This is a genomic window from Microcoleus sp. PH2017_08_TRC_O_A, assembly GCF_020738665.1.
In the GTDB taxonomy this organism is placed as follows: Bacteria; Cyanobacteriota; Cyanobacteriia; order Cyanobacteriales; family Microcoleaceae; genus Microcoleus.
Genome location: NZ_JAEQCE010000013.1, coordinates 101097 through 117096, shown reverse-complemented (window position 1 = coordinate 117096; position 16000 = coordinate 101097). Strand labels below are relative to the sequence as shown.

Genomic DNA, 16000 nt, shown 5'->3' with positions numbered 1-16000 from the left:
TATGTTTTATTCTAACTTGCAATTTAACTGCTACCTTCAAGCTTCGCCCTGAAAATATAGGATTTAATTCAGCTTCTCCTGCCATCTAGCTTCTGGATATAGCCTTTCTCAAAAATATGAGGTACTCATGGGCATAGGGCATAGGGCATCGGGAATAGGGCATAGGGCATCGGGCATGGGGCAAAGAGGGCATCGGGAATACTTCACTTTTTTGAGAACCGCTATATAGCCTTTCGAGCGAAAGATGAGGTACAAATTTGATTTGAGATTTGAGATTTGAGATTAGGAGATTCGAGGATTCGAGGATTCGGGGATTGCGGAATTGGGGAATTGTTAATGAATTGGTCAATACCTCATCTTTCCGATAACCGCTATAAGTGCGTGCCTGATGTCTCGATTAAGGGAGAGTAAAGTGAAAAGTTGAACCTTGACCAGGTTCCGACTCCACCCACATAGATCCACCGTGACGTTCCACAATCTTTTGACAAATTGCTAAACCAATACCTGTTCCAGAATATTCTCTTTGAGTGTGCAAGCGCTGGAAAATTTGAAAGATGCGTTCTTGATGCTGTGGAGCAATCCCAATCCCATTATCTGACACAGAAAACAACCAGTTCTCCTCCTGTTTGGAAGCGGTAATATGAACCGTAGGCGGTGCATCGTGGCGATATTTAATTGCATTGCTGAGTAAATTCTGAAAAAGCTGTACCAGTTGAGAAATATCTCCCATTATCTCTGGCAATTCACTGTAGGTAACAACTGCTTGATCGTTGCGGATAGCCCCTTGCAGGTTGGCAATTGCTTGCTGGACTACATGATTGCAATCTGCCAATTCAAAGGGTTTCTGACTGCGACCAACTCGCGAATATTCGAGCAAATCGTCAATTAAAGTTTGCATTCTCGTGCAGCCCTGAACGATATTGGTGATAAACTTAATAGCTTGGCTGTCGAGTTGGTCTTTGTAGCGTTTTTCTAAAAGTTGAGCGTAGCTGGCAATAGTTGCTAAAGGCGCTTGCAAGTCGTGAGAAGCTACATAAGCAAATTGTTCTAGTTCGGCATTCGACCGCGCCAATTCTTGGTTAGATTTTAAGAGGGCAGATTCAGCGCGCTTGCGGTTCGATATCTCTTGTTGGAGGAGCAAATTTTGCTCTTGCAAGGCTTTTTCAACGGCGAGGCGGTTGCTGATTTCTTCTTGCAAAATCTGGTTTTTTTCGTAAAGAGTTTTTTCAACGGCTAAACGGCTGGTGATTTCTTCTAGAAGCAGCACATTTTGTTCTTTTAGCTGTTTTTGTAAGTTCCGCAGGGTAAGGTGACTTTCGATGCGGGCGAGCACTTCTTCAAACTGAAATGGCTTGCTGATGTAGTCAACTGCTCCTACTGCAAATGCGTTTACTTTGTCGAAAACTTCATCTTTAGCGCTGATAAAAATTACCGGAATTTCGCGAGTTTTAGGTTCAGATTTTAGATGCTGACACACTTCGTAGCCGTTCATTTCCGGCATCATTATGTCGAGTAAAATCAAATCGGGCGGATTAGAATTGCAGGCTCTCAGAGCCATTTGCCCATTAATCACGCAGCGGGGCGCGTACCCCCGATGAGTCAACATTGTAGACAACAGGCGCAGATTTTCTGGCGTATCGTCTACTACTAAAATGTTTCCTAATGGCGTCTCTGGTTGCTGATTGTTCATTGAGTGTTTTCCCAATATAAAGGAAGAAGGAAGTTCGGCAATGGATTATGTAACACAAGATGTAACGGATGGAATAAGGCTTAGTTATAGCTTTTCTGAGAAAGATGAGGTACGACTGGGCATAGGGCATAGGGCATAGGGCATAGGGCATAGGGCATAGGGCATAGGGCATAGGGCATAGCGCATAGCGCATACCTCACTTTTTTGAGAACCGCTATATGTAGAAGAGAAGTCAGAAGCAATAAAGCAAGGATTTCGGTAATTAATAAAATCCTAACCCTCGGGTGCGGTTCGTATATTTTATTTCGTAATTAAAAACAGACTGGGTTCTAGTAGGAATATTGGGGAAATAGAACTAGGAATCATCTCAGACATAGAATTTTCTATCATTTGTTTGTGCGGATTTTTTGGAATTGTTCGTTTACCAGAAAGAATTGGTTTAAATCCTCTCCCTTTTGGAAGAAATTAAAATTAGACGATTCATTACTCCAATCCTCTTCCTTCTAGGTAGAGGTCGCCCTCAAGCTGTCAACTGTCAACTGTCAACTGTCAACTGTCAACTGTCAACTGAATGAACAATCTTTAAATCTCCAGCAATAGAGTCAGAGCGTTATTGTACCAAGTCAATCCTTTATCTAAAACCTTAAAGCCAGCTACTTTACACATAGATTCTAAAGCATAAGCTGTAGGCAGCCACCACCAAGGGCCAAAGTCGTTGATGTCAAAAACGGCTTTATCAATTACTCCGAGAATTGGTGTGCCGTAGGTGTACTGCTGCCAGTAAGCTGTTAAGATAGCTCGTTCTGCTTCGCCCAAAGCGGGAATGAAGATTACCCCAGAAGCTGGAATTTCGTAGCGTCCCCGCTCGTTTTCTATAAGTTCTTGGGTAATTGCTGAAGTTAAGATTAAATACTGCCCTGTTATTTGACGCAAGCTCATTAAAATTTGCAAAGGGTGGGGGTGATGGTACAAAACTCCTGCACAGTGGACGACATCGTAAGGCTCACCAATTTCTGCAAGCTGAATCTGAGTTATATCTTGACTGATACAATTATAATTAGCAATATTTAAACTTGCCATGCGATCGCGAAAATCATCCCAAATGTGTGCGGATGCCGGCGTGACATCAATCATTGTCAGAGAAACTGCACCGTATTTGCTTGCTACGGATACTTTTTCGTTGACTGTGCCCCACAATCCCCCGACTTCTGCAAAAGTCTGATTTTTGACGACTCGGGCAATGTAGCGATCGCGAATATCGTCATTCTCCAACTCTGATAATATACTGCGATCGCCCGTAGAGTCATTTTTTTGCAAAATTTCCGCCAATTTCCCGGATATTGCGGCATCTTGCGGCCGAATTTCTAACGCCATCAAGTACAAGACTGTAGCTGCGTCGGGGCGATCGCTCTCGGCAAACTTTTGGGCTGTTTCGCAGTAAAATTCAGGAGCGTGCAGCGGCTGCAATTCGTGGTGATAGTAACTCGTTGCCGGATCTAAACCTGACGGCACTCTTTTGATGAGAGCATCGCCTAACTTGGCGTAAATGTTGGGGAGATCCGGTTCGATTTGCAGCGCACAAAGGTAAGCAGAAACAGCTTCGTTCCAGTTGTGGATCTCAGTCAAAGCATCGCCTAAATTATAATAAGACCAAGAAAAATTGGGGTTGAGTTCAATAGCGCGCTGATAAGCAGTAGCTGCTGCTTTCCACTGATCGGTTTTTAACAGCGGTTCTCCTAAATTGTGGTAAGCCCAAGAAAAGTCTCGATTGAGTTCGATCGCCCGCTGGTATGCCAAGATTGCTGCCAACCAATCCTGGAGTTTAACTAAAGTTAATGCTAAATTATAATGAGACCAAAAAAAATCTGAATTAAGAGCGATCGCCCGCTGGTAAGCTGTCGCAGCTTCCGACCATTTTTCTAATTGAAAAAGCGCATCTCCCAACTTGTGACAAGAACCAGAAAAATTCGGATCTAAGTCAACAGCTTGCTGGTATGCTGCTGCGGACTCCGACCATTTTTCTAATTTGCCGTAAGCTTCACCGAGGCTGTAGTAAGACCAAGAAAAATTTGGGTCAATTGCCACAGCCGTGCGGTAGACAATAATAGCTTCTTGCCATTGTTCTAATTCGAGCAGAACGCTGCCTAAATTGTAGTAAGACCAAAAAGAATTCAGATTCAGCTCAATACTTTCGCGGTAGGCAGCTTCGGCTTGGCGCCAGAGTTTATTGGCTTGCAAAACATTGCCTAATTTGTAATGAAACTCCGAAATATCCGGTTGCAGCTTGATAGCTTTGCGGTAGTTAACAATAGCTTCGTCCCACTGTTTTAGGGCGCTAGCAGCTTCGGCTAATTTGGTGTAAGCTTCACAACAACTAGGGTTTAAATAAATAGCGCGGTGGTAACAAACTAGAGCTTTTTGTGGCTTGTTTTGCGCCAACAAAGTATTGCCCAAATCTAGATATTCTTCCGGTATGTCGATCGGTTCCACGCTGAGTGATTGATACCAACAGTCGGCTGCTGGCTCAGCTTGACCGACTTCGGTAAATATCCGGCTCAAATTGCGGTAAAATCCTGCAAAGTCTGGTTGTAGGGCGATCGCTTTTTGGTAACAGTCGATCGCTTCTTGCCATTGTTGCAAACTAGCGCAGAGGGTGCCGAGGTTAGCAAAAGCTTCGGCAAAATCCGGTTTGTGGGCGATCGCAACTTTATACCAATACCGAGCGTCTTCTAGCTTACCCTGAGCTTGCAGCGCCTTTCCTAAGGTTTTGCAAGTCTCGGCGGAATCGGGGTGGGATTCGAGAATTTGGTGGCAAAGTGCGATCGTCCGATCCAACTTCCCTAAAGCTAAATATATTTCTGCCTGTTGTTGCAAATCAACCGCGGCTGTTTCTGAATTCACTTTTAACGTTCCTGTTTAGTAATAATTCCCTGTGTAATTGTAGAGCAAAACCTCTCTAATATCCTCCAGATCGTGCACCGACATCAGCCTGACTGTAAATACCGAGTACCTGGATGGCATTTATGCGATCGTCATCGAGGGCTACGCTAACGAACTTTAATAGGACTTACGCACAGGTTGCCAGAAACCGGGTTTTTGCTGAGAAGACGCGCTGTGATTCGCAAATTTGGGAAAAAACCCGGTTTCTTTGTCGGAGTGCGTCGAGGACTGTTTAAGTTAATTTGTACGCAAGTCGAGCAAACACATATTTCGATTAAACTAAGATAGCAACCAGTTAAGTAAACCCACCTAATAAAACTCAAAATACGGCTCGCGCTTAAGCTTGTTGTGTATATCTTTTTCCCTCTTCCCTCTTCCCTCTTCCCTCTTCCTTCTACTGAACAACCAGGTAAACAATGTCAGCAGCCACACGCACACCGCAAGTCAGCGTAATTATAGCAGCATACAACGGATCTCGCTACATCGTACAAGCGGTAGAAAGCGTGTTGTGCCAAACTTTTACAGATTTAGAAATAATCGTTGTAGACGACGGTTCGACAGATGAGACACATCAGGTATTGCAGCCTTATTTCGACAGAATTCGCTACGTATATCAAGAAAATGCCGGAGTAGCAGCAGCCCGCAACCGAGGAATTCAGGAATCCAAAGGCGAATTCATCGCTTTTTTAGATCAAGATGACTTCTTTTTGCCAGATAAATTAGCAGCACAAATATCCCTATTTCGCCAGCAACTCTCCTTAGGAATTGTTAACAGCGGCTGGCGCATTGTCAACCAGCAAGGCGACAAAATTTCCGATATCAAAGCTTGGGAATATTTCCCAAAATTGAACTTAGAAACTTGGATAGTACAAATGCCCGTACTTCCCAGCGCCATGATGTTTTCACGTCAGTGGCTGGAACTTGCAGGCGGATTTAATTCAGAATTTGATTCAGTAGACGATTCAGATTTAGTTCTGCGTTTAGCCCTCTTGGGTTGCGAAGCAGCATGGCTGCCTCAAGTGACAGTATCCTACCGCCAGCACGATCAAAATGTATCAATAAAAAAAGCTCTCAAACAAGCCAATCTTTTTATTACCTTAAAACAGCAATTTTTCGCCAAACCAGATTTACCGCAGCACATCCGCGAGTTAGAAAATCCGGCTTTTTACGAAGCATTGACTTGGATGGCTTGGCAATTGTACTATAGTAACCATCCAGTAGAGGCGGTTGAATTTTTCCAAAAATCTATCCAGTACAGTCCTTATCCTCTAAGGCCAACAGTCACCGATTGGCAGAAGCGTCTGAGTGCGATCGCTCAAACTTACGGAGTTACAATCGATTTTCAATCGTTAAGAAACTTACCAGAATGGAAAAAAATAATGGCTAGCATACCTACCTCAAAAACACCGCGAGTCAGCGTAATTATCCCGGCATACAACTGCGAACACTACATTACTAGAGCTGTGGAGAGCGCTGTAAATCAAACTTACCAAAACTGGGAAATTATCGTCGTAGATGATGGTTCTACAGACAATACGAGGCAAACTTTAGAGCCGTACCGCGATGTGATTCAGTACGTATATCAAGAAAATCAAGGAGCAGCAAAAGCTCGAAACCGCGCTTGCGAAATGGCCAAAGGCGAATTTTTAGCATTTCTGGATGCCGACGACTTTTTCCTGCCAGAAAAACTCGCCAAACAAATTGCTTGTTTTGAAGCTGACCCCACTTTAGGGATGGTACAAAACGGCTGGTTGATGGTTGATGAAACCGGAAAAGACATCTACCCAGTCATGCCTTGGGAAGACACGCCCAACTTAGATTTAGAAAGCTTTGTCCTGCACAAAAGCGTGCGTCCCAGTGCAATGATGGTGCGGCGCGAGTGGTGGGAACGTCTGGGCGGTTTTGACCATCGCTTTCCGCCAACAGAAGATTTAGATTTTGCTTTGCGTTTGGGTTTAAAAGGCTGCAAATGTGCGTGGTTAAAAGAGATATTAACCTGCTACCGCCAGCACGATAGCAATCTCATGTCCGGTGGGGAAAAAGTGATGAAAAGCATGGAAATTGTAATGGAGCAATTCTTCGCCCAACCCAATTTGCCCGATCGCATACGCCAATTACAAAAGGCAGAACGTTACAAGTCTTTAGTGTGGATAGCGTGGCGGATGTACCGCGACGGATATTTGCCAGAGATGGTCGAGTGTTTGAGAAAATCCCTGTACTATACTCCTTATAATGGCACAGAAACAGTTTTTAAATGGTTGGAAACTTTTAGAGTTTCTTCGGAAAAATACACGAACAACTTTGATGCTTATGCCTTAACCAATTTAAAAGAATGGCAAGACATGGTGGCGGAGGCAGTCAACAATACCTATCAATTTAAATCAGAGCCTAGTTCAATTGGCCGCCAGCTTGCACCGCACGTACTCGTCTATGCAGAAGACCACGGAATCGGCGGTTTGGCGCAGTTCAACCACTCGCTACTTTCCAAATTAGCAGCCGACGGCTACCGAGTTACTAGCGTGCAAACTAAAGCTTCTAATCCTTTAATTACCGAACAGCAACAACTAGGTATCGAGCATATTTGGCTGGAGTTCGATACGATGAGGGAGTTTTTGCGAATTGCCTACAATTGTAGCGATGCTGAAAGAATTTACGCGGAAGCTAAACCGGATTTAATTATATTTAGCGATGGCTGGCCGATGGCAAATTTTGCTGCGAAACAAGTTGCACTCAAACAGAACATACCTTATGTAATTACTCTGGGTTATATCGATCGCACTTATAAGACTTTTAACCGTGGAGATCAGGTTCCCTATTTCGATGCAGTGGCCTATCAGTACAATTTAGCTAAAGCGGTGATAGCTGTTTCCCACGAGAATTTAAACTTGTTTAAGAGTTTGTTCAAAATGCCTCGGGAATGGGGTAAAGTAATTTATTACGGCAGGCCGAACAATTACTTTGAACCGCCCAATCTCTCAACCCGCCAACGCCTGCGCCAAGAACAAGGCATTCCCGAAGAGGCTGTGGTTTGTTTCACGGCGGCGAGACTGACTCCAATTAAAGGATATCAGTATCAATTGCAGGCGATCGCCAAACTGAAAAATCTGCCTGTTTGGCCGCAAATTTACTTCGTTTGGGCCGGCCCCGGTTCCACGACTCACGACAACATGGAACCGGAATTGAGAGCAACTGTCAACGAATTAGGAGTCACCGAACAAGTTAAATTTATCGGCCAGCGGTGGGATATTGCCGATTGGTTGGATGCCAGCGACATCTTTATTTTATCATCCAAAGCAGAGGGAATGCCGCTAGCAGTGATGGAAGCAATGGCGAAGGGATTGCCCGTAATTGCTACAGCAGTCAGCGGAATTCCCGAAGAGTTGGGAGATACCGGAAAGTTAATTGCCGATCCGACAATTGACGCGCAACAGACAGCACAAGAGTTAGCCGCAACGGTAGAACTATGGGCCCAAAATCCCGAATTGCGGAGGCTGGCAGGACAAGCTTGCAAACTGCGAGCCCAAGAGCTTTTTAAGGAAGAACGGATGCTGTTGGAATACTCAGAAGTTGTCGCCCAAGTCTTATCTGCTAGCGGCAATCGAGACGAATTTGCGTTAGCGAAGCCCTCGAAGAGGATCGCGCCCAAAGTCCAAAAGCAGATCGAAAAAGTTGACAGTATGCTCCATTACTATTATCTAGTATGGCAGGCTTGGCAAGCTTGGGAGCGCGGGGATATGTCCGGGATGGTGGAGAAGTTGCAGTCAGCTTGGAAATGCACGCCATTGTTGACAAGCGAAACTATCTTGAGTTGGATTGTAAATTTTGTTGCCTTATCTTCAGAGAAAGGGGAGCAATTCGATACTTGTGCGCTGATTAATTCCGAAGCTTGGCAAGAATTGATGGAATTAGTACAGGGTTTTGAACTCGCCTTGTCTCGTTAAATTTTAAGGTACGTTGTTGCGATGAAAGCGCTCTTTCATATATAAACAAAGAGCGCTGAAGCGCAACTACATACCTTGGAAAGAACTCATTTTAAGGTACGTTGTTGCGATGAAAGCGCTCTTTCAATATATAAACAAAGAGCGCTGAAGCGCAACTACATACCTTGATTGAATTGAAGTCTTTTTCTGTTTGCAACCACATACAATATGCAATATGCAATTCACCTTCAAGTTCAAACCTATTAATAAGCTGCTGCCAATTTGCTTAGCTTTGGTAACAATCCTGTTAATCGCGTATTTTGGGCAGCAGCCAACAATTGCCCAAATGCGATCGAACGTCACAGTCGATTTTGGACAGCCAGCCACCGGTATCACCTCCATGAGCGGCTTCTTGCACGGAATCGACCCCAGCAAGCCCCCCGATAGCTCCATTAAGCCCTTGCAGCCCAAGCTGTGGCGCGCCGGAAGACTCGATATTTACGATCGAGTAATCGCCAGCGGAGCCGAATTTCAACTATTAGTTAGCGACCTCTGGGGCTACGGCAGCAACCCCAAAGGCTGGCCCTATCAAAATTACCCCGCGTGGGAAGCCTTCATCCGACAGTTAGCCCAACAGAATAAGGGCAAAAAAATTATTTGGGATATCTGGAACGAACCAGATTTAGTAAATCCGTTTTGGAAGGGAAGCAGAGAACAATTCTTTGAAACTTACAAAAGGGCTTACAAAATCTTGCGGCAAGAATTGGGGCCGTCAGCGATGATTGGCGGGCCGAGCATCAGCACTTACAACAAAGAATATCTCGCGGCTTTTTTGGATTACTGCAAAGCGAACAAACTGGAAGTAAATTTCCTAGCTTGGCACGAACTCAATGATACCATAATTTTATTTGTTGACGATCACGTATTTGATGCTAAACGCAATTTCCAACAAAGTCCCTTTTACAAGGAACTAAAATTGCAAAAGATTTATGTCAACGAAATTGTCGGAGAATTAGCGCAGTATCAGCCGGGGGAAATTTTAGGTTATTTGTCTAACTTGGAGTATGCAAGAGCTGATGGTGCTTGCAGAGCTTGTTGGGATACAACAGTAGGTAAAAAAGTTAGTAATTGCTTCAATAATACGCTGACAGGGATGGTTACGCCGAATACTTTTGAGCCGAGGGCTGCTTGGTGGACTTACAAAGCTTATGCTGATGGAGTGAATTCGCGGGTGCTGAGTCGATCGGATAGCGATCGTCTTGTGGCCTTAGCTAGCAAGTCAAATCCCGAAGGTAAAGCACAGGTACTTTTAGGTTATTTCGATCGCAATTATTCGTCAGCCACAACCGTTACCTTGAATCTTGTAAATTTGCAGCAGCTTGGGATTAAAAACGGTCAAAAAGTTAGTCTCAAATTAGAGAAGATTCCTAACAATCTCGAAGGCGCTGTGCAAAAGCTGGTTATGGTTAAAGAAGAAAGTGTTTCGGTTGTTGGCAATAACTTGACTTATGTTGTTCCTAATGTCAAAGTTCATGAAGGTTATTTGTTGACTATTACCAAGTAAAATCACTCAAGAGTCGGCGGTTGGAAACCGCGACTACACAAACGATGTCCGCCTCCGCGGACGAATAAATATGGATGGGATTTGAGAGAAATGTGCGATCTAATTTTAAATCCGAGGTGGTTAGAAACCCGGGGGTTGGAAACCGCGACTACACAAACGAAGTCCGCGCAACGCGAGACTAAATAGTAGGCAGTATCTACAAAAAAATCAGGCTTAAATACTCCTCTATCTCTTAGTCTGCGGAGGCAGACTTGGCTTGTGTAGTAGCGGTTTCCAACCGCCGAATCATCGGAGATTTATCAACGATTGCTGCACGGATTCCAGCCATTCTCTGACTGTTTGATTTTTTGATTGTGGGTCATAGTAACAGCCTAATTCATCGAGGACGAAGGTTTCTAAATCTGGTTCTGAAATCGGCATTTCTAGCAGTTGACCAAGTTCTTGCAATGCAGCTTCAATACTTTCGGGGGGCTCGCTGTTCCGGTAGTTGTTGACTACTTGGCTGGGAGTGTCAGCTTCTAGCGCCCACTCTTGGTGAAAGTAGGAACTGAAAAATTGGGTTAAATTAGGAAATTGATCGATCATTGGGGATAAGCTGTGAGAATAAAGTATCCGGGAGGTAATTTATTGCTGCGCTGGAGGACGATTTTCAGGCGAGAGACTGGAGTTGCTTTGGATGAGCGGCGGCGCAGAGTAATGCCAATTGTTCTGTTGGCGTTGTAGTCGATCGTATAACGATTGCCTCCTTTTTTTACCCAGGAGGCGATCGCACTTTGATTTTTGGACATTGCTTCCGCAATCGCCGCTTCAGCGACGGAACGGTTAGCAAAGGAAGATGCAGCAGCAATTTCCATTTCTCGTCCGAGTCGCTGTGCTAATTCTCCTTCTGTTTTACCAACGTGTCTCTCTAAAGTGTGTCCTCCTGCGGCTTCGTGAACATCCAATCCGCCGCCCGGTATCTTAGGGACAAAGGCTATGGTGGTTTGTGGTATATTTGAGATTTCCCCTGCAAAAACAGCGCCACCAACAGCGGATATTGCCGAGTGCAATAAGATTGTGATTGAGGCGATCGCGCAGATTATACCTAAAAATCTTTTTAGGCGATCGAGTTGACTTTTCATTGTTGTTTTTGATGTTCAGTATAGTTGTCTAATGTTTTTGTCTGTTTCCTAGTTTAGCATTAGTGATAGTCCTGGACGCACAGGTGCCTAGAAACCAAATTTTTTACGAAAATTATGCGCTCTCAGGGTGCATCTCACGCAAGGAAAATATGTTTGTAGGGGCGAAGCATGACCGTAGTCAATATAGGATTATAACTAATAACTTATATGCGGTCATGCTTCGCCCTCTTCAAAATTGAGATGCACCCCGCTCTCACCCACAAATTAGGTTAAAAACCAGGTTTTTTTGAGGTTGATGCGTCCGGGACTGAGTGAGTTAGGAATTGCACGCAGCATTTAAGTGCGCGATGCACAGTCCGCACCCTACATTGTATTTAGAATATAATTTTGTTAGGGTTTACAAAGCTTCACTCAATCTGAGAAATTATTAATAATTCTTTGAAAAAATCCCAGATAATTGATGATAGATTAATTGATAAGTTTTCAAAAGGTGAAAAAATGCAAGTAGTCATCCTAGCGGGCGGTCTTGGTACTCGTCTGAGAGAAGAAACAGAATTTCGCCCCAAGCCTTTAGTTGATGTCGGCGGGCGCCCGATTATTTGGCACATCATGAAAATATACGCCCACTACGGCTTCCAAAACTTCATTGTCTGCTTGGGCTATCGCGGCAACATGATTAAAGAATATTTCCTGAATTATGAAGCCATGAACAATGACTTTACGATATGTCTGGGACGGAAAAATACCATCACTTATCAGCAGGAACATCGCGAACAAAATTTTCATGTAACGCTGGCTGATACTGGTGCAGAAAGCATGACGGGAGGGCGGGTAAAACGGATCGAAAAATATATCGATGGCGAGAATTTCATGGTGACTTATGGTGATGGAGTTGCTGATGTCAATATCGATAAATTGATGGAGTTTCACAAGTCTCACGGTAAGCTGGCAACTGTAACTACATTTCGCCCGATTTCACGTTTTGGGATTTTGGATGTTGACAGTGAAGGTCAAGTACGAGAATTTGCTGAAAAACCTCAAATAGACGGCTGGATTAGTGTTGGATATATTATATTTAACCGCCGGATATTTGAGTATTTGGGTGAGGATGATTGTGTTTTAGAACAGGAGCCAATGCAGCGTTTGGCAGCAGATGGACAGTTGATGGCTTACCGCCATGAAGGCTTCTTTTATGCGATGGATACTTATCGGGAATATAAGTATTTAAACGAGCTTTGGGATGAAGGGAAGGCTCCTTGGAAAGTTTGGGAATAATGATTAATTAAGATGGCGGTTTAAACCAGGAAAACGGCGGTTTAAACCAGGAAAACGGCGGTTTAAACCGCGTCTACACAAAGGAAGTCTGCCTCCGCAGACTGAAGAAACGGCGGTTTAAACCGCGTCTACACAAAGGAAGTCTGCCTCCGCAGACTGAAGAAGCTAATATAATTTTAATCGCATTGTCTTCAACCCACGGAGGTGGGTTTTGTTTCTATAGACGCGGTTTCAACCGCCGAGTCTGAAGATTCAACCCACGGAGGTGGGTTTTGTTTCTATAGACGCGGTTTCAACCGCCGTTTCTGAAGATTCAACCCACGGAGGTGGGTTTTGTTTGTGTAGACGCGGTTTCAACCGCCGAGTCTGAAGATTCAACCCACGGAGGTGGGTTTTGTTTCTATAGACGCGGTTTCAACCGCCCAGTCTTCTATAAAATCATCATAAAAAATGGATTTTCAATATATTCTAAACAGCGCGGAAAGTTACCTAAAAGAGTGCGTTGCACCCCGCGCGGAAATTATCGACAGTGACTCGGAAGCGCTGAAAACAGCACTTTTAGGATTGGAAAATCGATCGCTCTTAGCGTTGCGCGTTCCCCAAAAATGGGGCGGCGCGGACATTCCACCGGAGCTTTTTTACCAATATCAGGAATTGACTGCGCGATATTCTGGGGCTTTGTCTTTCCTGCAAACTCAGCACCACAGCGCAACTGCGATGATTGCTAGCAGTGACAATGAAATGCTCAAAGGCAGATACTTGCGCGCGATCGCCCAAAAAGAGTTACGCTTGGGTGTTGGGTTTTCGCATTTGAGGCGATCCTCTTCGAGGGCTTCGCTAACGGGCAATCCGGCAGTCACCGCAACTCCCGTAAAAGATGGCTATCTACTGTCGGGGAATGTTCCTTGGATTACTGGTTTTGGCTTGTTTGAAAAGTTTATTGTGGCTGCGGTACTTCCAGACAATCGCGCGGTTTTTGGTTTGCTGCCTTTTGCTAATATTGAACGGGAATCTGGTAAAATAGCTGTCAGCGAAATCATGCCGTTAATCGCGATGAATTCGACTAATACTGTGACAGCAAGTCTTAATAATTGGTTGTTGCATGAATCGGAAATAATTTCGGTTAAAGCTGTCGGTTGGATTGCGGAAAATGACAGCAAAAATATCCTGAATTTTGTGCCGGTTACTTTTGGCTGTATTCGCGCGGGATTGGATGTAATTGTAGCGGCGGCGATAGTTAAAGATTCGCCTGCGATTGTGGCGGCTTGCACAAAATTGGAACAGAAGCTCGATCGGCTAAAACAGCATTTCCTACAATCTCAACATAGCTCAAAAGCCGAACAATTAGCGCTCCGAGCGGAAGCTATTGATTTGGCGGTGCGGTGCGGGCACGCTGCGGTGGTGGTTTCCAGCGGTGCGGCTAACGGTAGGCTGCACCCGGCTGGAAGAGTTTATCGAGAGGCTTTGGTGTATACTGTTTCCGGGCAAACAAAGGATGTGATGGCAGCGACGCTCGATCGCATTCTAGAGTGATTCAGCTAGGTTGATTTTGATTTGAATCTGGAACGGGCAAGATGCCCATTCCACAAGAAGAAAAAAATGTGGGATGGGCATCTGGAAGGGGCAAGATGCCCATTCCACAAGAAGAAAAAAAAATGTGGGATGGGCATCTTGCCCGTCCTAATATTGTAGGTATATCAGCTAACCTGAGTTTTTGTGTCGATGACAAACAACTTTAACTCAAACAGTAACTCAAATAATTTAAAAACGATCGCCTACCGCGACATTATAGACTTAACCCATGCAATTCATCCACAGATTCCCATCTGGCCGGGTGATCCAGCGCCGGAATTTGAAATAGTATCTGAAATAGACAAAAACGGCTATTTCCTGAGAAAATTCTCCATGGGAGAACACAGCGGCACTCACATCAACGCACCGAATACCTTCTATCCAGCAGGCGCGAGTGTTGATAGTTATGCGCCCCAGTCTCTAGTTTTGCCCGGAATTGCGATCGACATTCGGGAGCAATGTCTTGCCAATCCCGATTACACTTTAACGATAGATGATATATTGAATTGGGAACGCCAGCACAAATTTATTGAACCGGAAAATCTAGTTCTATTATATACTGGATGGCAAGCCAAATGGCATGATGAGCGAGCATTTTTCAATCCTGACGAAGGCGGAGTTTGCCACTTTCCGGGATTTGGTCGAGCTGCGACTCAATTTTTGCTAGAAGAGCGATCGATTGCGGGAATTGGTATTGACACTCACGGAGTCGATCCGGGACAAGATGAAAGTTTTGCTGTGAATAAAATGGTATTGCAACAGCAGCGAATTGTGCTGGAAAATCTGGCAAATCTCCACTTTTTACCTGCGGCAGACTTCACTTTGGCGATCGGAATATTGCGCCTTTTGGGAGGTTCCGGCTCGCCCGTGTCCGTGTTAGCTTTTGTAGCTTAAGCTGTGGCATATTTGAATTGCATATTTCGGGCGGGCTGGAAGCCCACCCCACAAGATTTTGATTATTTATTAAGTCTAATTTAAATTTTGATTAGCTTAATGCGGTAAAATTGGATTGAGAGAAGTCGAGTACGAATAATAAGATTAATGACAGAACTGCCTAACGATCTCAATGATGCGATCGCCCAATCGCGCATTGCCACCGCCGCCGCCCTCTCGGATGGCATGAATCTCCTGCAAGTCGAATTAGTCTTTCCCGAAATCGCCCTGCAAGCACAGTCTATCACGCAACAATTCTTACCAGAATTTGAGGAAAGCCACTCCGGGATGAAAGTCTTTTTTCCCGATGCTGGTGCAGCCGCCCTCGCCCGCCGCGATTGGGGAGAAGTACCTTTTAAAATAAGTGATTTGGGCAGCAGCCGCACTCCTGTTGAAGATAATATAGCACCGGAAGATGAACTGTTTTTGCTGGTGAATCCGGCGGCGGTAGAGGTGTCGCAAGTCGAAAAACTTTATATAGCTGCGGCGGGCCGCCCTGTGATCTTGCTCAACCCGCGCCTAGAAGATGTTGCTACTATAGGTATAGGTTATGCAGGCCGTCAGTTGCGCGATCGATTCCTGAGCAAAATCGAATCTTGCTATTACATCAGGCCGCTAGATACGGCAGCTTTATTCCGCTGCTATCCGCAACCGTGGCAAGTCTGGCTGGAAATAAATGACGAATACGAATTAATTTCGGAAACTGCTCAAAAACCTGTGGGAGACGATTTAGAACGGATTTTAGCGAAAGCTATGGGAGTCGCCGATCCGGATTCGACTGCACCGGCAAAACCGCTAAAAAAGAAAGGTTTGTTAGCAGAAATGCAGACTTTCCTCAAGGCTTTGACTCAGTAGTATTGTAGAGTGCGTTAGCTAGAGTTATTTTCGATTTGCTCGATCGACTCATCGCTGGCGCATCCTGCACCTTAAACAGTTGACAGTTGACAGTTGACAGTTGACAGCGAAGTGATAAGAAGGGAGATTT

General features: G+C 44.7%; 11 protein-coding genes. 7 read left to right on the top strand and 4 right to left on the bottom strand.

Annotated features, from left to right (window positions below):
• Positions 1–397: 397 nt before the first annotated feature.
• Together JGK22_RS05755 and JGK22_RS05750 are read right to left on the bottom strand one after the other, a co-directional pair.
• A complete protein-coding gene (locus JGK22_RS05755) occupies positions 398–1690 on the bottom strand; it encodes an ATP-binding protein (protein ID WP_293174674.1) in 1293 nt (430 codons plus the stop codon).
• Positions 1691–2272: 582 nt separating this feature from the next.
• Positions 2273–4591, bottom strand: coding sequence for a tetratricopeptide repeat protein (locus JGK22_RS05750; protein ID WP_293195701.1), 2319 nt, complete (start codon positions 4589–4591; stop codon positions 2273–2275).
• A gap of 455 nt (positions 4592–5046) precedes the next feature.
• Here JGK22_RS05750 and JGK22_RS05745 point away from each other — a divergent pair, with 455 nt between their 5' ends.
• Positions 5047–8571, top strand: a complete 3525-nt coding sequence (locus tag JGK22_RS05745) for a glycosyltransferase (RefSeq protein WP_293174680.1) — start codon at positions 5047–5049, stop codon at positions 8569–8571.
• 214 nt (positions 8572–8785) lie between these two features.
• Complete coding sequence (locus tag JGK22_RS05740; RefSeq protein WP_293312505.1) at positions 8786–10114, top strand: beta-xylosidase; 1329 nt, start codon at positions 8786–8788, stop codon at positions 10112–10114.
• Positions 10115–10399: 285 nt separating this feature from the next.
• Here JGK22_RS05740 and JGK22_RS05735 read toward each other — a convergent pair whose 3' ends face one another.
• Both JGK22_RS05735 and JGK22_RS05730 read right to left on the bottom strand, forming a co-directional pair.
• Complete coding sequence (locus tag JGK22_RS05735) at positions 10400–10699, bottom strand: contact-dependent growth inhibition system immunity protein (protein WP_293312503.1); 300 nt, start codon at positions 10697–10699, stop codon at positions 10400–10402.
• A complete protein-coding gene (locus JGK22_RS05730; protein WP_293174689.1) occupies positions 10696–11235 on the bottom strand; it encodes an RNase A-like domain-containing protein in 540 nt (179 codons plus the stop codon). Before JGK22_RS05730 ends, JGK22_RS05735 begins: the two co-directional genes overlap by 4 nt.
• Positions 11236–11733: 498 nt before the next feature.
• Between JGK22_RS05730 and rfbF the strand changes: the two genes are divergently transcribed.
• From rfbF to JGK22_RS05705, 5 genes are all read left to right on the top strand, one after another.
• Entirely contained in the window at positions 11734–12510 is a 777-nt protein-coding gene (gene rfbF, locus JGK22_RS05725; RefSeq protein ID WP_293174692.1) for a glucose-1-phosphate cytidylyltransferase, read from the top strand.
• A gap of 450 nt (positions 12511–12960) precedes the next feature.
• Positions 12961–14043 carry an acyl-CoA dehydrogenase family protein gene (locus JGK22_RS05720; RefSeq protein WP_293276903.1) on the top strand — a complete coding sequence of 361 codons (1083 nt, stop codon included), beginning with the start codon at positions 12961–12963 and terminating at the stop codon, positions 14041–14043.
• Between the two features lie 41 nt (positions 14044–14084).
• Positions 14085–14249, top strand: a complete 165-nt coding sequence (locus tag JGK22_RS05715; RefSeq protein ID WP_293174698.1) for a hypothetical protein — start codon at positions 14085–14087, stop codon at positions 14247–14249.
• Positions 14233–14976, top strand: a complete 744-nt coding sequence (locus JGK22_RS05710) for a cyclase family protein (RefSeq protein WP_293216353.1) — start codon at positions 14233–14235, stop codon at positions 14974–14976. The genes JGK22_RS05715 and JGK22_RS05710 overlap by 17 nt, the downstream gene beginning before the upstream one ends.
• Before the next feature lie 147 nt (positions 14977–15123).
• Complete coding sequence (locus JGK22_RS05705) at positions 15124–15870, top strand: DUF1995 family protein (protein WP_293216351.1); 747 nt, start codon at positions 15124–15126, stop codon at positions 15868–15870.
• The last annotated feature ends 130 nt before the right edge of the window (positions 15871–16000 follow it).